This is a genomic window from [Clostridium] cellulosi, assembly GCF_036762875.1.
GTDB classification, from domain to species: Bacteria; Bacillota; Clostridia; order Oscillospirales; family Ethanoligenentaceae; genus Ruminiclostridium_D; species Ruminiclostridium_D cellulosi.
In genome coordinates, this window is the sequence record NZ_JBAIZF010000020.1 from 39,575 (window position 1) to 57,332 (window position 17,758).

Below are 17,758 nucleotides of genomic sequence, written 5' to 3' on the forward strand. Positions count from 1 at the left end.
AACAATGAACTTAGGGGGATTTATTAGTGACGCGTTACGGCAAAATGGTACCAGAAGGCACTTGCGATTTACTTTTTAAGGAGTGTGAATCTCTGCGTGAAGTGCAAAATCGCATGACTGAGCTTTTTAAAACACGCGGATTTAATGAGGTCATAACTCCGTCATTTGAATTCTATGATGTATTTACGGGCAAGGCCAATGCCATACCGCAGGAAATGATGTATAAATTAATCGATAGCAAGGGCAGAATTATTGCGCTTAGGCCCGATAATACAATGCCTGTAATGAGAGTTGCCGCAACAAAGCTAAAAGGTTTCCAGCCCCCTCTAAGACTGTTTTATAACCAAAATGTTTTCAGAATAAACCCGTCATTGTCCGGCCGAAAGGATGAGATACCGCAATGCGGTATTGAACTTCTCGGGCTTCGAGGCATTAAAGCGGATCTTGAGGTGATTGCGACTGCGATAGACACGCTGAAATGTGTTACCGGCGAATTCAGGATTGAAATTGGACATATCGGATATTTTAAAGCAATAATTGATGGGCTTAAATGCTCCGATGAAGAAAAAGAACAGATCCGCTTATACATAGAATCGAAAAATTATGCGGCTCTGACGGATATACTCAAAGAAAATGACAACAAGTCAGGATATGCATTAAACGAGCTGCCGCGTCTTTTTGGCGGGGAGGAAGTTCTGGACAGGGCTATTGAAATCGCGCCTAATGAGGCTGCATTGGACACAATTAAGTACCTTCGCTCTATTTATGACGCGTTGTGCAAGATGGGATATAAGGACAAAGTATTGATTGACCTCGGTTTGGTACAGCAGATAGATTACTATACCGGAGTTATCTTCCGCGGCTATATTCAAAATTCAGGTGATTATGTCCTTTCTGGCGGAAGATACGACTGTCTTGCAGAATCTTTTGGAGCTGAAATGGCTGCTACTGGGTTTGGTGTTAATACAGAAGCAATTGCCCGCTGTGTTAATTTAAATCAGAAGAACAACAATCCAGATGTTATAATATATTATGACGCCAAGAATGCAAAGGCGGCTTTTGAGCATATGGAAACGCTGACTTCATCCGGCCTTATATGCGAAATGAGTGGTTTCGATTCAATTGAAGAAACACGAAACTATGCAAAAATCAGAGGTATATCGCGCATTGATATTGTTTCAGTTGAGAAAAATAGTGTTTCCATACAATCAGAATATTTGCAATAGGTTAAAGGAGGCGTTTTCATGAAGCCGCTGAGAATAGCGCTGACAAAAGGCCGGCTTGAAAAGGATACAGTCGAACTTTTCGAAAAAATAGGCTTTGATTGCTCAAAGATTAGAGATAAAGGGAGAAAGCTTATTCTGCCAATCCCGGGGACGGATATTGAAATAGTGCTTGCAAAAGCTGCAGATGTTATCACCTATGTCGAACACGGCGTTTGTGACGTTGGGGTTGTCGGCAAAGATACTATTATGGAAAACGGACATAGTTTCTATGAGGTTCTTGATCTTGGTTTTGGCAAATGCCGTTTTGCTTTGGCAGGTCCTGTTGGAAGACCCTTTTTTACAGGTTATAATATGAAATGTATAGCCACAAAATATCCAAAGGTCGCAAGGGAATATTTCAAGAAGCGCGGAATGGATGTCCAGATAATAAAAATAGAGGGTTCCGTTGAATTGGCTCCTTTGCTGGGGCTTTCTGACGCGATAGTCGATATAGTTGAAACAGGGACAACGCTTAAAGAGAACGGGCTTGAAATAATCGAAGAGATATGCCCGATATCCGCACGCATGATAATAAATATAGCCAGCATGAAGCTTAAAAAAGAAGAAATAGAAAGCCTGACGAAAAAGATTGAAGCGGTGAAGGAGGCAAATAAACAGTGAAATTCGTAATAGCTGACGGTCAAAGCGAATTAGAAGCTTTAAAGGCAATGCAAGCACGTTCAACAGAAATAGATGATAACGTCACGAAAACTGTTCAAAAGATTATTGCTGATGTGCGTTCCCGAGGAGATGAGGCCCTCAAGGAATATACTTTAAAATTTGATGGCGTCAATACCGATTGCTTTGAACTGACAAGCGAAGATATTGATAATGCATATAACTCGGTTTCCGGGGAAATTATATCTGCACTAAAGCGCGCCGCTGAAAATATAAGAGACTTTCACGAAAGGCAGCTTCAGCAGAGCTGGTTGACGACAAAAGAGAACGGTATAATGCTCGGTCAGCGCGTGCGGGGACTTAAAAGAGTTGGCATTTATGTTCCCGGGGGCAGGGCAGCGTATCCTTCATCTGTTCTTATGAACGCGATTCCTGCCAAGGTTGCGGGCGTTAAAGAGATTATCATGGTTACGCCTCCTTCAAAAGACGGAAAAGTCAATCCGAACATACTCGCCGCTGCCAAGGTAGCGGGAGTCGACAGAGTTTTTGCTGTCGGCGGCGCTCAGTCTGTTGCGGCTCTTGCCTATGGTACGCAGACTATACCGAAAGTTGATAAGATCGTTGGTCCAGGCAATATTTTTGTTGCCACAGCGAAAAAACTATGCTTCGGTGTTGTTGATATCGACATGATAGCCGGTCCGAGCGAAATTTTGGTTATTGCTGATGAAACGGCAGAACCAAAATTCCTTGCCGCAGATTTAATGTCTCAGGCAGAACACGACCCTATGGCGAGCGCTATCTTGCTGACAACTTCAAAGGAAATCGCCGAGAAAACCATAGAGGAAATTGAAAAGCAAAAGAAAGCGCTTTCAAAGCGCAGCATAATCGAAGAATCACTCGAGAATTTCGGTGTTGTGATAGTTTGCAAGACACTTGACGACTGCATCAATATTGCCAATGAAATTGCTCCGGAGCATCTTGAGCTAATGGTTGAAAACCCAATGGAGTATCTGGGACGTATTGATAACGCAGGCTCAGTGTTCCTCGGCAAATACGCGCCAGAACCGCTCGGCGATTATTTTGCTGGTCCGAATCACGTTCTGCCGACGAGCGGGACGGCAAGGTTCTTCTCACCGCTCTCAGTTGACGCATTTGTGAAAAAATCCAGTTTCATTTATTATACTAAAGAAGCCCTTGAAAAGGGCCGTGATGATATCGTCGCTCTTGCAGAATGCGAAGGCCTTACGGCACACGCAAATTCTATAAAGGTGCGATTTTAAAAAATCTTTAGCATTAAACGGAGAGGGTTTAGGATGAACGACTTTATTTGCAATAAGTTAAAACGGCTGACGCCTTATGAACCGGGAATAAACGATTGCGCGATACACCTTGACGCAAATGAAAGCTGTATGGAACTCACCGATGAAATGAAAAGAAAAATCGGTGAGAAAATGCTTGATCTGCATTTTAACAGGTATCCTGACCCTCTTGCAACGGAAGTTTGTGAGCTATTCGGTGCAAGGTATAATGTGCCGGCGAGGTTTATTACTGCGGGCAACGGTTCAGATGAGCTGATAAGCCTGCTTTTCGGAGTGTTTGTCGAACAAGGGGAGAAGGTGCTCATAACTGAGCCTGACTTTTCAATGTATAAGATTTATTGCTCGACTTACGAATGCAAACCGGTGATTTTGAACAAGAACGACGACTTTTCTTTTAGCCCTGATGAGATGATTGAACTTGCGAACAAAGAAAAAGTAAGGCTCATAATCTTCTCGAATCCGTGCAATCCAACGGGGCAGGGCATATCCCGCGACGATGTTCTGAAAATCGTTGAAAATTCTCATTGCCTTGTAGTAGTAGATGAAGCATACATGGACTTCTGGGATCAGTCTGTAATTGATTGCGCACCTGCTGCTAAGAATCTTATTGTTTTAAGAACGTGCTCAAAAATCGGTTTTGCGGCAGGAAGGCTTGGATTTGCAATAGCAAATTCCGAGCTTACAGATTATTTCCGCTCGGCGAAATCGCCTTATAATGTAAACTCTCTCACGCAGGCGGCAGCAAGTGTTTTTCTCGGTGAAAAAGATTATCTTCCGGGAGCAATAGATGCCATAAAACGGTCCCGTGACAGGCTGTATAAAGCATTAAAGAAGCTGCAGGAACGTTATAATGATAAAATGCATGTTTATGAAACGCACACGAATTTCGTCCTTGTAAGGTTCAACGACAGCAAGGATGTGTGCGAAAAATTAAAGGCGTTTGGCATTTCGGTAAGACTGATTTCAGGATGTCTGCGAATCACAGCAGGAACAGAGGCGGAAAACCGTACACTTATCGGCACACTTGAAAAAATATTGGAACACAATTGACAAGGGGAGGCAATTTTATGAGAACAGCTAAGATTTCCCGTAAGACAAAAGAAACGGATATCAGTGCAATCCTTTCACTTGACGGCGGGGAATGCGAGATATCAACGGGAATCGGTTTTTTTGACCACATGCTGACTGCATTCGCTGTCCATGGGGGATTTGGACTTAAGTTGAAAGTTAAAGGTGACCTTGAGGTAGACGGACACCATACTGTTGAGGATACCGGTATTGTGCTTGGACAGGCCTTTTCAAAAGCCCTCGGTGACAAATCCGGTATCGCGCGTTACGGCAGCTTTTATGTACCTATGGATGAAGCGCTCGCTTTATGCGTTGTTGATGTCAGTGGCCGACCTTATCTTGTATTTGATGATGTTTTTGATGGCCAAATGATAGGTGGATTGGATTCAAGCCTTATAGTTGAGTTTTTGCGTGCATTCGCCTTTAACGCTGGCATAACGCTCCATATAAACGTCATGTACGGTAAAAACGCTCACCACATGGCTGAAGCGGTGTTTAAGTCCCTCGGACATGCGCTCAAAGCAGCCTGTGCAATAACCGGTTCGGATGTACTCTCTACAAAAGGTGTGCTGTAAATGATTGCTGTGATCGACTGTAATGTCGGGAATTTATTCAGTGTAAAAAACGCGCTTGATTATATCGGCGAAGAGAGTGTTATAACTAACGACGTCGATGAAATCGAAAAAGCTGACGGCTTGATTCTTCCCGGAGTTGGCGCTTTTCCTAATGCAATGCGCGAGGTTCAAAAGCTGAATCTTCAAGATGTGATTAAAGAGCAGGCAGAGCATAAACCTTTGCTTGGGATATGTTTAGGCATGCAAATGCTTTTTGACAAAGGTTTTGAATTTGAAGAATGTAACGGTCTTGGGCTAATACCCGGAGAAATCAGAATGCTGCCGGATAAAGGCCTGAAAATTCCACACATGGGCTGGAATGCGCTTCAGTACAAAAATCCTTCGCCGCTGCTTGACGGAATACCAGAGGGCAGTTACTTTTATTTCGTCCACTCATATATGGCATATACGGACGACAAATATATTTCCGCATATGCCGAATATGGGGACGAAATCACGACCATTGTCTGGGACGGCAAATATGTGTTCGGGTCACAGTGCCATCCGGAAAAAAGCGGTGAAATCGGGCTTATGCTGCTCAAAAACTTCGGGAGGCTCCTCAAATGATTATTCTTCCGGCAATTGATATAAAAGACGGCAATTGTGTGAGACTTAAAAAAGGCGATTTTGGAACAGTCCATAAGGTATCGGAAAATCCATTTGAAACGGCAAAAAGCTTTAAGGCTGCCGGAGCTGAGTGGATGCATATGGTTGACCTAGACGGTGCTAAAACTGGACAACGCCCCAACCGCGAACTTATACTGAAGCTTATAAAAGAGAGTGGGCTCAATGTTGAAATAGGCGGCGGAATTCGCAATATGGACTGTGTCAGAGACTATCTTGAAAATGGCGCTGCAAGGGTAATCTTGGGTTCAGCAGCTCTCGAAAACAAGGAATTTGTTAAACAAGCTGTCGCTGAATACGGCGATAGAATAGCTGTCGGCATTGATGCAAAAGACAGAAAGGTTGCAACTAAGGGCTGGCTTAATACGTCCAATGTAGATTTCATTGATTTTGCAAAAGAAATCGAACAGCTTAATGTAAAGTACATTATCTTTACAGATATAAGCTGCGACGGAATGCTGACAGGCCCGAACTTTGCTTTGCTGAAAGAACTGCAAAATGCCGTATCGTGCAACATAATTGCAAGCGGCGGAATACGAGATATAGATAATATCTCTGAGCTATGCAAAATGGGCGTTTACGGCGCAATTTGCGGAAAATCCATCTACAGCGGAACCCTTGACCTAAAAGAAGCAGTAAAGATTGGGGGCCTGCAGAAATGAATAAACTCGCAAAACGTATCATTCCATGCCTTGATGTTGACCGCGGAAGAGTTGTAAAGGGAATTAACTTTATAGATATAAAAGACGTTGGCGACCCAGTCGAATGTGCTTCTCTTTATGATAAACAAGGTGCCGATGAAATCGTGTTTCTCGATATAACGGCTACGCATGAGGGCCGCGGTACAATGGTAGACGTTGTTGCACGGACCGCGAAAAAAGTCTTTGTACCTTTAACTGTCGGCGGCGGAATACGGACAATTGATGATTTTAGGGAGATACTTCGGGCCGGAGCAGACAAGGTTTCAGTTAATTCCGCTGCTGTGCGCGACAAAACTCTAGTCGCAAGGGCGGCTGATAAATTCGGAAGCCAGTGCGTTGTTGTAGCGATAGATGCGCGCAGAAGAAAGGACGGAGGTTTCACAGTTGTCATAAACGGCGGCAGAATAGATACAGGCCTTGATGCTATAGAATGGGCAAAAGAAGTTGAACGGCTTGGGTGCGGCGAAATCCTTTTGACATCAATGGACGCAGACGGTACAAAAAATGGTTATGATATCGAATTGACTGACGCCGTTTGCAAGAGTGTCAATATACCCGTTATTGCATCAGGTGGATGTGGAAAGCTGGAGCACTTCTCCGAGGTATTCCAAAAAACTGGAGCAGACGCAGCCCTTGCCGCCTCTCTGTTCCATTATCGTGAACTGACTATCGGCGAGGTTAAAAGGCATTTATATGAAAATAACATTCCTGTCCGATTGAAGTAATACAATGTTGCAGGAGTATAGATAAGGAGGCAATCAGTACGGAATTCGACATAAAAAAGTGTTTTGAAAAATCAACGCTCATCCCTGCTGTCGTGCAGGAAACCGGAACAGGCAAGGTTTTAATGCTTGCCTATATGAATGAAGAGTCTCTGAAAAAGACGCTTGAAACCGGGTACACATGGTTTTTCAGCAGATCCCGCCAAAAGCTATGGAACAAGGGTGAAACCTCAGGTCATGTTCAGCGGGTAATTAAAATAACGGCTGACTGTGATTTTGATACTTTGCTTGTAGAGGTTGAACAAACCGGACCCGCGTGCCATACCGGCAATAAAACTTGTTTTTTCAATGAAATACGGAGGTTTTAGTCATGAACGATGTAATTAACGATTTATATGAAATTGTAATGAGCCGAAAGTCTCAGCATATTGAGAATTCATACACCTGCTATCTATTTGAAAAGGGATTAGATAAAATACTTAAAAAAGTTGGTGAAGAGGCTTCGGAAGTTATCATTGCGGCAAAGAACGGAAAAAACGAGGATACCGTTAATGAAATGGGCGATCTATTATACCATCTGCTTGTTCTGATGGCAGAGCAGGGGATAAAACCTGAGGATCTGTATGCTGTCTTAGAAGAACGCCGCAAAAAGACCGGCAATCTTAAGGTTCCGCATCAAGTAGATAAGAACAGCTAATTTAGATAACAAATATTGAGCACCTGAATACTTTCAGGTGCTTTTTTTATGCTTTTTTATCTTGTCCAATTTTTATGTTCTAAATGTGGACAAAACCTCATAACCTTAAAGCGAGGGGGAGGTTAAAATCATGGAAGAAAAGATAGCAGCAGCGAGATTCGATGATGCCGTCCAAAACCTCGGGAAATTGACAAGATGCCTTAATCTTTCGATAAGCACAAAAGCTCGAGTTCAGGAAATTCGATTGAGAATAGACAAGCCGGTAGTTCTTTCTTTGCCGGAAGGTCCGTTGTTCATAACAAAATTCGGAACGCCCGCAGTACTGCCGCGGGAAGGCCTGCTTTGCGCTTCACGGGACAGTATAGATGAGGCTTTTCGGCTTATATGTGAGTGTTCAGTACATTCCCATCAGCGTGAAATTAAAAATGGATTTGTCACGATAAGGGGCGGACACCGCGCGGGTATTTGCGGCACAGCGGTAACAGAAGGGCGTACTATAACGAATATACGCGATATTTCCTCCATCAACCTTCGCATAGCGCGGGATATTAAGGGAGCCGCCGATGGCGTTGTCAAAGCCATAGTCTCTCATGGAAGTGTTTGCGGGACTTTAATATTCGGACCTCCCGGCTGCGGCAAAACAACTGTCTTGAGAGACCTGGCGCGGCGGCTTTCGTTAGGCAGTTTATTTGGCAAAATACACCGCGTAGCTGTTGTTGACGAGCGCGGTGAGATTGCAGCTACATACCACGGCAAACCTCAAAACGACCTCGGCCCTTGTTGTGACGTCCTTGACGGATATCCAAAAGGGGAAGGCATTATGCAGGCCGTCAGGAGCCTTTCGCCTGATGTTGTCATATGCGATGAAATAGGCGGGGAAGAAGATGAGAAAGCAGTAGAGCTAAGTCTAAACGCCGGCGTAGCAGTTATTGCGAGCGCGCATGCGGGGAGTGCTGCGGAACTATTGACAAGGCCGCAAACCGCACGGTTACTTAATAGCGGGGCGTTTAAACTTGCTATTAAGCTTGCCGGAAAAGAAAATCCAGGCAAAGTAGAGCACGTTTATACGCTTGAGTCATTACAGCAATTCCGAATGAATTATAACAACGCTAGAATAGGAAAAGACATTCGAAGCGCATAGGTTTTAGGAATTGCGCAATCTGGAGGCGATAATTTTATGACGCTGAAATATGCAGGAATAGCTGTATTTATTTTTACCTGCACAGCAGCCGGTTTTATGAAATCACTATCGCTTTCCCGACGTGTTAAAGAACTCGAAACCTTTATAAGCGCCCTTTCTTTCATTGCAACTGAAATCCGGTATTTTGCTTCGCCCACTCCGGTTATTATCTCAAAAATAAAATCGAAAGAAGAATATGCGGGGCTACATGTCTTTGAAATCTGCGAAAAAAATCTTTTGACTACCCATGATTTCAAAAAATCTTGGACAAGTGCATTGGATGCTTCAAAACAATATCTTTCACTTGACGCCGGAGACATTGAAACTTTGAAATGTTTTGGGAACACTTTCGGAACTACAGATATTGAAGGGGAACTCGCAAACTGCGAGCACTACATAAACAGCATGAAGGTAAGACTTGAGTCCGCAAGGATTGATAAAACAAAACGCGGACGGATGTATTCCTCACTTGGTTTGCTCACGGGAGTTTTAATAGCGGCTGTTCTAATTTAGGAATTAAAATGTCTTTGCGGGACAGGGAGGTTAAAATGGGTATCGATCTTGTTTTTAAAATTGCTGCAGTCGGCATAATTGTCGCGGTTCTTGATCAGGTATTGCACCGCTCGGGACGGGATGATATTGCAATGATAACTTCACTCGCCGGACTTGTTATAGTTCTATTCATGATTGTAGAGCAGATAAGCCGTTTGTTTAATACGATTAAATCTACATTCGGACTGTGATTGGCTATGAATATCTTCAGTATTGTCGGAATTGCAATAGCGGCCGCAGCCATAGCGGTCTTATTAAAGAGATACAACAATGTATATTCACTTCTAATCGGATTAGCCGCAGGGCTGCTCATATTCTTTATGATTTTAAACCAAATACAACCGATATTCGATGAAATAAACAAGCTGATGAACGGAACTAAAACAGATCCAAAATATGTATCGATACTTTTCAAATGCCTCGGGGTATGCTTTGTCTCGCAAATAGCATCTGATGCCTGCCGAGATGCCGGAGAAACAGCTATAGCGTCAAAAGTCGAACTTGCGGGGAAATTTACTGTATTGCTTATTGCCCTGCCTTTATTCGGCGAGATTGCGGATCTTGCATTAAAGCTTATGTCCAAATAAACACAGGTTTTATGAGGTTGTTATGAAAAAAACAGGAATATTAATTATCACATTTATAATTTTCAATATTTTGTTTTGCCAGACTGTATCGGCAAAGAGTAATAATGAAACTCCATCTTCAGTTGAAAGCATAATTAGCGAACAGCAGGAAAAAAGCAGAGCGGGGGAGCTTTCTGAAAAAGTCCCTGACAGCGCTGAAAACAGTCTGAAGAAAGCCGGGATAAAAAGCGGTGATAAAGATACATTAGCGCGTTTTACCCCGGCTAACATTTTTGGAGCTTTGATAGATGCTGTTAAATCAGCGGCTAAATCCCCGTTAAAAGCCATAGCTGCAGTCACTGGGATACTTCTTGCCTGTGCACTCTTGGCGACATTGAAAAATTCGTTTGCCGAAAGTTCCATGCAGAATGTTTTTAATGTTGTAACCGCCCTTTGTGTTGCCTCAGTGATATTAGTCCCCATCACGCAATGCATTTCTTTCTGCGCTACAGTAATAAAACAATCGTCAACTTTTATGCTTGCATTTATTCCAGTATATACTGCGCTTGCGGCAGCATCCGGACATCCTGCGTCCGCGATAGCTACCCAAAGTCTTTTGCTCGGCAGTTCCGAAATCTTATCACAAATTGTTTCGACGACCTTTGTGCCTATGGCCGACATATATTTGGCGTTTTGCGTTATCGCCGCTGTCTCGCCGCAAATAAACATAACAGGTATTGCGGAATTCATAAAAAGTGCAGTTTCGTGGGCGCTCGGGTTGTGCCTTACTATATATACGGGGATACTTACGGTTCAGGGGGCTATTGCTTCTGCTACCGACAACGTGACAATAAAAGCGGCAAAATTTGTTGTTGACGGTTCGATTCCAGTTATAGGCGGTGCAATTTCTGATGCAATGAATACAGTAATTAGCTGTGCCGGGCTTCTAAAAACTTCAGTTGGAGCATATGCAATAGTAGTATTAATTTTAGCATTTTTGCCGCCGGTCCTCGAGTGCGTAATGTGGCTGCTTGCAACTGATATTTCACTTGCTGTAGCTAATATTCTGAATATCAGTAATATGAACGGTATGCTAAAAGCTATAAAAGAAGCACTGAAGCTGATAATAGCGCTTGTAATTGCAAGCGCATTGACATTTGTTATTTCGGTTTCAGTCATGCTTCTTTTGGGGAAGTGATTAAATGGACGCTTTGAAATCATGGGGTATCACTATTTGTATGGCAGCACTGGCTGCCGGCATAGCGGGAATTATATCACCAAACGGCAAAATGGAGAAAGTTTTTAAATTTGCCTTATCGCTTTTTATCTTATGCTGTTTGCTGATCCCGTTATTTAATATTAATAATATAAAACTTGAAAATATACAGTTTAAGACGACAAGTTTTCAGATTAATTCAGAACTGACAAAAACAATGGAAACTGAACAAAAAATGATGGCGGAAAAAAATATCGCGCAGCTAATCTTTGACTGCTGCAAAAGTTGCGGCGTAACACCTATCTCAATAAAAGTATCACTAAAGAAAAACAGTGATAATGCCTATGCCGTAAATTCAGCAGAAGTCAGCGTTAATTCCAGCGATATGATCAAAAAAGAAAAATTAAAGGAAACAGTAATGAAAAGGCTGGGTGTAGACATAAAAATTAAGGAAGGTGGGAAGTGATGTCCTCAGGAATTTTCAGTGTTAAAAATCTTGGAAAGTTTTCAAATAAAAAAATCTCAATTGCCATCGTCGTTCTTGGCATTATAGGGATAGTACTCATATTGCTTTCCGATTTGATTCACTTTTCACCAAACGATACTAAAACAGTTTCAAACCCACAAGACTTATCAAGTGAGTTTGAAATTAAAACCGCAGAGAGATTAGAGAACATTATCAGTCACATTAACGGCGTTGGGAGAGTGAAGGTGATGGTAACGGTAGAAAGTGGGGTGGAAAATGTCTACGAAAAGGACAACAAGGAAACAAAAGATCAACAAAACGAATCTGGCAGCAACACACAAATACAACACAGCAGTGAGTCAAGCCATGTCATCATAGACGGTGATAACGGCGCTCAGCAAGCGCTTCTTACAAAACAACTGCAGCCTAAAATATTAGGCGTTGTTGTCGTTTGTGACGGCGGTGCTAACCCTGAAGTAAAGGAAGCCGTTATAAACACTGTTTCCACAGCCCTTGGAATTACAACAAACCAAATCTGTGTCAATGAAATGCAGCCTAATTCTCATTAAAATTGCCGGAAAGCGGCTGTTATAAATTACATAAGTAATCATGTCGGGGAGGAAATAACATGAGTATGATAATCAACAGAAGGCATATAATTTTAGCAGCACTTGTCGTGGCGCTTGGACTTGCCATCTTTTTGAATTATAAGTTTTCTCAGCCTAATTCAGTTGCAACTGAAACTACTGCGTCAAAAGGAAACCTTGGAGACACAACTTATGTATCAAACCAAAAGGTTAGCGGGACAAAATCGGACTTTTTTGCTTCAGCAAGGCTCACCAGGTCCCAAAACCGTGATCAGGCTGAACAGGTGCTTAAGAGCGTCACATCCAATTCGTCAGCAACAAGTGAGGAACGCAAAAAAGCTAATGAAACAATTAATCAAATTGCCAAGGATATTAACATTGAGGGGCAGATAGAGACACTCATTAAAGCAAAAGGATTCCCAGAATGCGTTTGCCTTATTAACGACGGAACAGCGTCTGTTGTTGTCAAACCCAAAACATCCACGACTCTTTCAGCAAATGATACTGCACAGATATTAGATATAGTCATTTCACAAACTAAATTTTCAAAAAATAATATAAAAATAATTCCGCAAAACTAGTTGTCTCTTCCTGTTCTTGTGGTATAATATAAGGAAAGGAGGGCGCATAGCATGATAGAAAAAAACTATACAGAAACCGGCAGCCTGAAAATATCAGAAAATGTACTTGCAGCTATTGCAGCTAATGCCGCAAAAGAAATAAAGGGTGTGGCAGGTTTGTTATTGCGCCCCATTCCCGAAAATATAGGAATATTTCATAAAAAGAAAGTAGACAAAGGTATTCGTCTTTCAGTCAAAGATGGAGAAGCTGTAATAGATATTTATGTAAGTATTTATAACGGCGTTAAAATACCAGAAACTTCTGAACAAATTCAGGCAAAGGTTAAAGAAGCGGTACAGAACATGACGGGCATAACAGTTTCAAAGGTCAATGTTCATATTTCTTCTTTGGTAATCGCTGAACCAGAAGCAAATCAAAACCAATAATTTTGTAGTTTTTTGACTATGCATTATTAAAATCGACGTCAGCAAGTAAGATCGTCAGATTTTACTTAAATCTTGTACTTAATATTGTTGATTAAGTTCGAAGATTCACTGAGCTGATTGCAACCCTCCAGTACTCTGGAGGGTTTACTTTTGATTAAAATCGTAATAATATATGTATGTAAAAATAGGAAATGTGTATTGCAATTCCTCAACACTAATTGATTTAATATGAATGTACTTAGCGGAGGGAATTTAATGACCAGAAGAGAAGCCAGAGAACAAGCGCTATCGCTTATTTTCGAGCACATGTTTAACGATGAGCCAATTCAGGAAATACTGTCACTTGCCAAGGACTCAAGGGATCTTGAACCAGATAGTTTTGCACTGCAACTTGTTCAAGGCGTTTACGATAATATAGATGATATCGACAGAGAAATAGAAAAGTATTCTATCGGCTGGAGCAAAAAACGTCTTTCACGCGTGGTTTTATCTATACTCCGTATGGCGATTTACGAAATAAATTATATAGAGGGCATCCCCAGCAGCGTTACGATTAACGAAGCGGTTGAGCTTGCGAAAAAGTATGGCGGTGATGGCGACAGTGCGTTTATAAACGGGCTTCTCGGTGCTTTAGTCAGAAGTACACCTGATAAAGATAATAAAGAAAGCTCTCCAAAGGTGAAATAACGTGGCATATTATCTTGGTATAGATACCAGTAACTATACTACTTCAACGGCGCTTTTCGATACTGACAGTTATAATATGATTCAGCGAAAAGAACTGCTGAAGGTAAAAGATGGACAAAAGGGACTTCGCCAAAGTGAAGCATTGTTCCAGCATGTAAAAGCGTTGCCTATACTTATGGAAGAACTGTGTGGCAGCGGAGTTGATATTAAAGCTGTAGGATATTCTTCTAAGCCCCGCGACGCAGAAGGTTCCTATATGCCATGTTTTCTCGCAGGAGAGGAAGCGGCCAGATGTATCGCGGCTGTGAAGGGGATTCCGTGTTATAGTTTTTCTCACCAGGCGGGACATATAGCCGCTGCGCTTTTTTCTATCAATAAACTTCAGATGATAGAAGAACCGTTTATTGCCTTTCATGTGTCCGGTGGAACAACCGATGTAGTTCTTGTCAAACCTGACAAGGATAATTTATTTAAAATAGAGCCCCTTGCGTCGTCACTCGACCTCAAAGCAGGACAAGTCATTGACCGTGTCGGTCTAATGCTTGGCATAAACTTCCCGGCGGGGCCAGAACTTGAGAAACTCGCGCTTAAGAGTAATCGTAAATTTAAAGTTCATCCGTGTCTCAAAGGAAGTGACTGCTGCCTTTCTGGATTGGAGAACATTTGCGCAGATATGATTAAGTCGGGCGAACCAAAATGTGATGTCGCAAGGTTTTGCCTGGAGTATATAAAAGTTACACTCGACAAAATGGCACAGTCCGTTCTTGACAAAATTGGCCGACTCCCATTGCTATTTGCCGGAGGAGTCATGTCAAACACTATTATAAAAGAGTTTATGACCGAAAAATACGGCGCATATTTTGCAAAGCCTGGATTTTCTTCGGATAATGCGGCGGGCATCGCGGCGCTTACAAAGATAAAAACGGAGGGCTTATGAGTTCCGGCTTTGAAATAATTACGGTTTCTCAGCTCAATTACTATGTCAGAAGTCAGCTTGATTCTGACCCAATGCTTAGAAACATATTTTTAAGAGGTGAAATATCAAATTTCACCAACCATTACCGTTCTGGCCATCTCTACATGTCTCTCAAGGACGAAAATGCTGTGATAAAAGCTGTAATGTTCAAAAACAGTGCACAGCATCTTAAATTTATGCCTCAGAACGGTATGAAGATAATAGCAATGGGCAGGGTGTCACTATACGAGCGTGACGGACAGTATCAGTTTTATATTGACGATATGCAGCCAGACGGCGTCGGTGCTCTTCATATAGCCTTTGAACAACTAAAAGCTAAGCTTGCATCAGAGGGACTTTTTGACGAAAGCAGAAAAAAACCTCTTCCGGCGTTTCCTGAGCGCATAGGTATTGTTACATCAGAAACAGGCGCTGCTCTGCATGATATACTTAACATATTAAAACGCCGCTGGCCTTTAGCCTCTGTCTTGCTTTATCCTGTGTTGGTGCAAGGCGAGCAGGCACCTGAACAGATCTGCAAGGCTATAAACTATTTCAGCAAAAATAAAGCGGCGGATGTATTGATTGTCGGCCGGGGCGGAGGTTCAATTGAAGATCTCTGGACTTTTAATGATGAGTGTGTGGCGCGATGTATAGCAGCATGTTCAATACCAGTTGTATCTGCGGTAGGGCATGAGACTGATTTTACAATAGCTGATTTTGCAGCGGACTTGCGCGCGCCAACGCCGTCAGCCGCAGCTGAACTTGTTTCACCGGACTATGTGACTATTTTATCAAGGATATCGTACTTAAAATCAGAATTAGACAGGATAATAAAACATAAATTGGAAGAGTACGAAATAAGGCTTGACAACGCGATATCAAATCCTGTTTTTAAGGAACCTTTGAGTGCCATTAATGTTCATAGAATCAAATTTGAAGAAACATACGCTGAACTTAATAATGCTGTCAATAATATACTTCAAAAGAAAAAGACTGAATTTTCATCACTTGTATCATCACTTGAAGCTTTGAGCCCGCTTAAGGTACTTTGCAGGGGTTATGCTATGGCAAGCGATGATCATGGAGTAATAACAAGTATTAAAAAATTAAAGCAAGGAAAACAGTTTAACCTGACTCTTAAGGACGGAACGGTTGAATGTCTCGCAAACGGCGAGGTAATGCAGCAGAAAGGCCGGGTTGATAATGAAAAGTGAAAAAAAGGATTTGACATTTGAACAGGCTATGTCACGGCTTGAAGAAATAGTAAACTTACTTGAAGATGGTGGTGCGCCTCTTGAAGAAACAATGAAGTTGTACTCAGAGGGCGCTAAGCTCGCAGCTATTTGTTCTTCAAAACTGAAAAAAGCAGAACAAATAGTTGAAAAGGCACAGTGCATAAAATCGAAGTTAAAGGAAGAAGACACTGATGACTGTTAACGAATTTAACGAAAGACTTGATAACTACGGCAAGATAGTCAATGACGCGCTTTTGAAATATATACCTTCTAATGATGTAAGACAAAAGCAAGTTTTCGAAGCCATGCGGTATAGCGTTATGGCTGGTGGTAAAAGGATAAGGCCTGTTTTGGTTCTTGAATTTTGCAGAGTATGCGGCGGCGATATTGAAAACGCTCTGCCTTTCGCATGTGCTATTGAGTTTGTGCATACTTATTCACTTATACATGATGATTTGCCGTGCATGGACAACGCTGAGCTGCGCCGAGGCAAGCCCTCATGCCATATTAAATTCGGGGAAGCAACTGCGCTTTTGGCTGGGGACGCACTTTTAAGTCTTGCATTTGAAACGGCTTTATGTAATAATAACATAGATAAGATAGGTTATTATAATGTAATCAGAGCAACAGGCGAGCTTGCCAAGGCTTCTGGTGCCGAAGGCATGGTTGGCGGACAAGTTATCGACCTTGACTCTGTTGGCAAACAAATCGATCTGGATACCTTAGAGGATATGCACAAAAAGAAAACAGGCGCGATGATTATAGCCGCTGCAAAGATGGGATGTATGGTAGCCGGAGCGGACGGCCAAAAAATCAACGCAGCCGGTGAATATGCTAAGAGAATAGGACTGGCATTTCAAATTGTCGATGACCTTCTTGATACCCAGGGTGACACATCAACACTTGGAAAACCTACGGGCAGCGACGACGTCAATAATAAAAATACTTATGTATCGCTGCTTGGCATACAAAAATCCAAAGAGATGGTCGAAAAGCTTACAGATGAGGCGATTGATTTTCTGAAAGTTTTTGATGACAATACATTTTTAGCAATGCTTGCCGAAAAGCTCGCAAAACGTGACCGGTAGTGGTTTTATATATTCCGCTCGAAGTTACAGTTTTGGTAAAACACTGAATATTATTTTGCGTTGCCAGAGGTCGGCGTAGAATAATTCAGGAGGAAAAATATAATGTCAATTCCGCAATATTCGCCGATTTTTAAAGGCATATTTTCCAATACAACACTTTTAGCGGCTTTTTTAAGCTGGGTATTAGCGCAGACCATAAAAACTGTTATCGCAGCTATACGCACGAAAACTTTTGTCCCTGAAAGACTTTTTGGTGCAGGTGGAATGCCGAGTGCTCATTCGGCCATGGCGTGCGCTCTTACAATGTGCGTGGCACATGAATGCGGGCTTGAATCTCCGGAATTTGCCATAACAATATGCTTTACTGCTGTCATTATTTACGATGCAATGGGGGTACGGAGGGCCGCAGGTGAACAGGCAAAAGTAATCAATAAAATGGTCGACATTATGGAAAAAGAGGGTTCTGAGATAACTGAAAAAGAGTTAACAGAATATCTCGGGCATACACCTATTGAAGTGCTTGCTGGAATTTTGCTTGGAATAGTCGTATCACTAATTCTAAATTAATTTTATATAAGCGCTTTTCAA

Annotated in this window: 25 protein-coding genes; all 25 read left to right on the forward strand. The window is 42.1% G+C overall.

The window, feature by feature from the left end; translation table 11 throughout:
- Positions 1-26 precede the first annotated feature (26 nt).
- The 25 genes from hisZ (at position 27) to V6C21_RS06045 (ending at position 17,737) form a co-directional block, all read left to right on the forward strand.
- Positions 27-1,226: an ATP phosphoribosyltransferase regulatory subunit gene (hisZ, locus tag V6C21_RS05925; RefSeq protein ID WP_034835710.1), complete on the forward strand. Its 1,200-nt coding sequence runs from the start codon at positions 27-29 to the stop codon at positions 1,224-1,226.
- Between the two features lie 18 nt (positions 1,227-1,244).
- Positions 1,245-1,886 (forward strand): ATP phosphoribosyltransferase, encoded by a 642-nt coding sequence (hisG, locus tag V6C21_RS05930; protein ID WP_034835713.1) that lies wholly within the window; start codon positions 1,245-1,247, stop codon positions 1,884-1,886.
- The gene (hisD, locus tag V6C21_RS05935) at positions 1,883-3,163 is read left to right on the forward strand and encodes a histidinol dehydrogenase (RefSeq protein WP_479268569.1); all 1,281 of its coding nucleotides are present in this window, start codon (positions 1,883-1,885) and stop codon (positions 3,161-3,163) included. The genes hisG and hisD overlap by 4 nt, the downstream gene beginning before the upstream one ends.
- A gap of 33 nt (positions 3,164-3,196) precedes the next feature.
- The gene (locus tag V6C21_RS05940; RefSeq protein WP_034835716.1) at positions 3,197-4,252 is read left to right on the forward strand and encodes a pyridoxal phosphate-dependent aminotransferase; all 1,056 of its coding nucleotides are present in this window, start codon (positions 3,197-3,199) and stop codon (positions 4,250-4,252) included.
- Positions 4,253-4,269: 17 nt separating this feature from the next.
- Positions 4,270-4,845, forward strand: coding sequence for an imidazoleglycerol-phosphate dehydratase HisB (gene hisB, locus V6C21_RS05945; protein WP_034835718.1), 576 nt, complete (start codon positions 4,270-4,272; stop codon positions 4,843-4,845).
- Positions 4,846-5,451, forward strand: coding sequence for an imidazole glycerol phosphate synthase subunit HisH (gene hisH, locus V6C21_RS05950; protein ID WP_034835721.1), 606 nt, complete (start codon positions 4,846-4,848; stop codon positions 5,449-5,451).
- Positions 5,448-6,170 carry a 1-(5-phosphoribosyl)-5-[(5-phosphoribosylamino)methylideneamino]imidazole-4-carboxamide isomerase gene (hisA, locus tag V6C21_RS05955; RefSeq protein WP_479268570.1) on the forward strand — a complete coding sequence of 241 codons (723 nt, stop codon included), beginning with the start codon at positions 5,448-5,450 and terminating at the stop codon, positions 6,168-6,170. The genes hisH and hisA overlap by 4 nt, the downstream gene beginning before the upstream one ends.
- Complete coding sequence (hisF, locus tag V6C21_RS05960; protein WP_034835726.1) at positions 6,167-6,934, forward strand: imidazole glycerol phosphate synthase subunit HisF; 768 nt, start codon at positions 6,167-6,169, stop codon at positions 6,932-6,934. The genes hisA and hisF overlap by 4 nt, the downstream gene beginning before the upstream one ends.
- A gap of 32 nt (positions 6,935-6,966) precedes the next feature.
- The gene (gene hisI / locus V6C21_RS05965; protein WP_479268607.1) at positions 6,967-7,299 is read left to right on the forward strand and encodes a phosphoribosyl-AMP cyclohydrolase; all 333 of its coding nucleotides are present in this window, start codon (positions 6,967-6,969) and stop codon (positions 7,297-7,299) included.
- Positions 7,300-7,301: 2 nt separating this feature from the next.
- Positions 7,302-7,628, forward strand: coding sequence for a phosphoribosyl-ATP diphosphatase (hisE, locus tag V6C21_RS05970; protein ID WP_034835731.1), 327 nt, complete (start codon positions 7,302-7,304; stop codon positions 7,626-7,628).
- Between the two features lie 130 nt (positions 7,629-7,758).
- Positions 7,759-8,769 carry a stage III sporulation protein AA gene (gene spoIIIAA / locus V6C21_RS05975; RefSeq protein ID WP_045085477.1) on the forward strand — a complete coding sequence of 337 codons (1,011 nt, stop codon included), beginning with the start codon at positions 7,759-7,761 and terminating at the stop codon, positions 8,767-8,769.
- 36 nt (positions 8,770-8,805) lie between these two features.
- Positions 8,806-9,321: a stage III sporulation protein AB gene (locus V6C21_RS05980; RefSeq protein ID WP_034835734.1), complete on the forward strand. Its 516-nt coding sequence runs from the start codon at positions 8,806-8,808 to the stop codon at positions 9,319-9,321.
- Positions 9,322-9,356: 35 nt separating this feature from the next.
- Positions 9,357-9,551 (forward strand): stage III sporulation protein AC, encoded by a 195-nt coding sequence (spoIIIAC, locus tag V6C21_RS05985; protein ID WP_034835736.1) that lies wholly within the window; start codon positions 9,357-9,359, stop codon positions 9,549-9,551.
- A gap of 6 nt (positions 9,552-9,557) precedes the next feature.
- A complete protein-coding gene (locus V6C21_RS05990) occupies positions 9,558-9,947 on the forward strand; it encodes a SpoIIIAC/SpoIIIAD family protein (RefSeq protein WP_034835739.1) in 390 nt (129 codons plus the stop codon).
- 22 nt (positions 9,948-9,969) lie between these two features.
- Positions 9,970-11,124 carry a stage III sporulation protein AE gene (locus V6C21_RS05995; RefSeq protein WP_034835742.1) on the forward strand — a complete coding sequence of 385 codons (1,155 nt, stop codon included), beginning with the start codon at positions 9,970-9,972 and terminating at the stop codon, positions 11,122-11,124.
- Between the two features lie 4 nt (positions 11,125-11,128).
- Complete coding sequence (locus tag V6C21_RS06000; RefSeq protein ID WP_034835744.1) at positions 11,129-11,608, forward strand: stage III sporulation protein AF; 480 nt, start codon at positions 11,129-11,131, stop codon at positions 11,606-11,608.
- Entirely contained in the window at positions 11,608-12,177 is a 570-nt protein-coding gene (locus V6C21_RS06005) for a hypothetical protein (RefSeq protein ID WP_034835747.1), read from the forward strand. Before V6C21_RS06000 ends, V6C21_RS06005 begins: the two co-directional genes overlap by 1 nt.
- Before the next feature lie 59 nt (positions 12,178-12,236).
- Positions 12,237-12,776 carry a SpoIIIAH-like family protein gene (locus V6C21_RS06010; protein WP_034835751.1) on the forward strand — a complete coding sequence of 180 codons (540 nt, stop codon included), beginning with the start codon at positions 12,237-12,239 and terminating at the stop codon, positions 12,774-12,776.
- A gap of 51 nt (positions 12,777-12,827) precedes the next feature.
- Complete coding sequence (locus V6C21_RS06015; RefSeq protein ID WP_034835753.1) at positions 12,828-13,202, forward strand: Asp23/Gls24 family envelope stress response protein; 375 nt, start codon at positions 12,828-12,830, stop codon at positions 13,200-13,202.
- Between the two features lie 255 nt (positions 13,203-13,457).
- Positions 13,458-13,889: a transcription antitermination factor NusB gene (nusB, locus tag V6C21_RS06020; protein ID WP_034835755.1), complete on the forward strand. Its 432-nt coding sequence runs from the start codon at positions 13,458-13,460 to the stop codon at positions 13,887-13,889.
- 1 nt (position 13,890) lies between these two features.
- Positions 13,891-14,826, forward strand: a complete 936-nt coding sequence (locus V6C21_RS06025) for a tRNA (adenosine(37)-N6)-threonylcarbamoyltransferase complex transferase subunit TsaD (protein ID WP_034835757.1) — start codon at positions 13,891-13,893, stop codon at positions 14,824-14,826.
- Positions 14,823-16,061, forward strand: coding sequence for an exodeoxyribonuclease VII large subunit (xseA, locus tag V6C21_RS06030; protein ID WP_034835760.1), 1,239 nt, complete (start codon positions 14,823-14,825; stop codon positions 16,059-16,061). The genes V6C21_RS06025 and xseA overlap by 4 nt, the downstream gene beginning before the upstream one ends.
- Positions 16,051-16,284: an exodeoxyribonuclease VII small subunit gene (gene xseB / locus V6C21_RS06035; RefSeq protein WP_034835763.1), complete on the forward strand. Its 234-nt coding sequence runs from the start codon at positions 16,051-16,053 to the stop codon at positions 16,282-16,284. Before xseA ends, xseB begins: the two co-directional genes overlap by 11 nt.
- The gene (locus V6C21_RS06040) at positions 16,274-17,170 is read left to right on the forward strand and encodes a polyprenyl synthetase family protein (RefSeq protein WP_034835766.1); all 897 of its coding nucleotides are present in this window, start codon (positions 16,274-16,276) and stop codon (positions 17,168-17,170) included. Before xseB ends, V6C21_RS06040 begins: the two co-directional genes overlap by 11 nt.
- 102 nt (positions 17,171-17,272) lie before the next feature.
- Positions 17,273-17,737 (forward strand): divergent PAP2 family protein, encoded by a 465-nt coding sequence (locus V6C21_RS06045; RefSeq protein ID WP_045085480.1) that lies wholly within the window; start codon positions 17,273-17,275, stop codon positions 17,735-17,737.
- Positions 17,738-17,758: the final 21 nt, after the last annotated feature.

Excerpts from the sequence above, each read along its gene's own strand:
- hisH (WP_034835721.1), top strand. The coding sequence starts at position 4,846 with ATGATTGCTGTGATCGACTGTAATGTCGGGAATTTATTCAGTGTAAAA.
- spoIIIAC (WP_034835736.1), top strand. The coding sequence starts at position 9,357 with ATGGGTATCGATCTTGTTTTTAAAATTGCTGCAGTCGGCATAATTGTC.
- V6C21_RS05990 (WP_034835739.1), top strand. The coding sequence starts at position 9,558 with ATGAATATCTTCAGTATTGTCGGAATTGCAATAGCGGCCGCAGCCATA.
- V6C21_RS06015 (WP_034835753.1), top strand. The coding sequence starts at position 12,828 with ATGATAGAAAAAAACTATACAGAAACCGGCAGCCTGAAAATATCAGAA.
- xseB (WP_034835763.1), top strand. The coding sequence starts at position 16,051 with ATGAAAAGTGAAAAAAAGGATTTGACATTTGAACAGGCTATGTCACGG.
- xseA (WP_034835760.1), top strand. The coding sequence starts at position 14,823 with ATGAGTTCCGGCTTTGAAATAATTACGGTTTCTCAGCTCAATTACTAT.
- hisF (WP_034835726.1), top strand. The coding sequence starts at position 6,167 with ATGAATAAACTCGCAAAACGTATCATTCCATGCCTTGATGTTGACCGC.
- nusB (WP_034835755.1), top strand. The coding sequence starts at position 13,458 with ATGACCAGAAGAGAAGCCAGAGAACAAGCGCTATCGCTTATTTTCGAG.
- V6C21_RS05940 (WP_034835716.1), top strand. The coding sequence starts at position 3,197 with ATGAACGACTTTATTTGCAATAAGTTAAAACGGCTGACGCCTTATGAA.
- V6C21_RS06010 (WP_034835751.1), top strand. The coding sequence starts at position 12,237 with ATGAGTATGATAATCAACAGAAGGCATATAATTTTAGCAGCACTTGTC.
- hisG (WP_034835713.1), top strand. The coding sequence starts at position 1,245 with ATGAAGCCGCTGAGAATAGCGCTGACAAAAGGCCGGCTTGAAAAGGAT.
- V6C21_RS06000 (WP_034835744.1), top strand. The coding sequence starts at position 11,129 with ATGGACGCTTTGAAATCATGGGGTATCACTATTTGTATGGCAGCACTG.
- V6C21_RS05980 (WP_034835734.1), top strand. The coding sequence starts at position 8,806 with ATGACGCTGAAATATGCAGGAATAGCTGTATTTATTTTTACCTGCACA.
- spoIIIAA (WP_045085477.1), top strand. The coding sequence starts at position 7,759 with ATGGAAGAAAAGATAGCAGCAGCGAGATTCGATGATGCCGTCCAAAAC.
- hisB (WP_034835718.1), top strand. The coding sequence starts at position 4,270 with ATGAGAACAGCTAAGATTTCCCGTAAGACAAAAGAAACGGATATCAGT.
- hisA (WP_479268570.1), top strand. The coding sequence starts at position 5,448 with ATGATTATTCTTCCGGCAATTGATATAAAAGACGGCAATTGTGTGAGA.
- hisE (WP_034835731.1), top strand. The coding sequence starts at position 7,302 with ATGAACGATGTAATTAACGATTTATATGAAATTGTAATGAGCCGAAAG.
- V6C21_RS06045 (WP_045085480.1), top strand. The coding sequence starts at position 17,273 with ATGTCAATTCCGCAATATTCGCCGATTTTTAAAGGCATATTTTCCAAT.
- V6C21_RS06040 (WP_034835766.1), top strand. The coding sequence starts at position 16,274 with ATGACTGTTAACGAATTTAACGAAAGACTTGATAACTACGGCAAGATA.
- V6C21_RS05995 (WP_034835742.1), top strand. The coding sequence starts at position 9,970 with ATGAAAAAAACAGGAATATTAATTATCACATTTATAATTTTCAATATT.
- V6C21_RS06005 (WP_034835747.1), top strand. The coding sequence starts at position 11,608 with ATGTCCTCAGGAATTTTCAGTGTTAAAAATCTTGGAAAGTTTTCAAAT.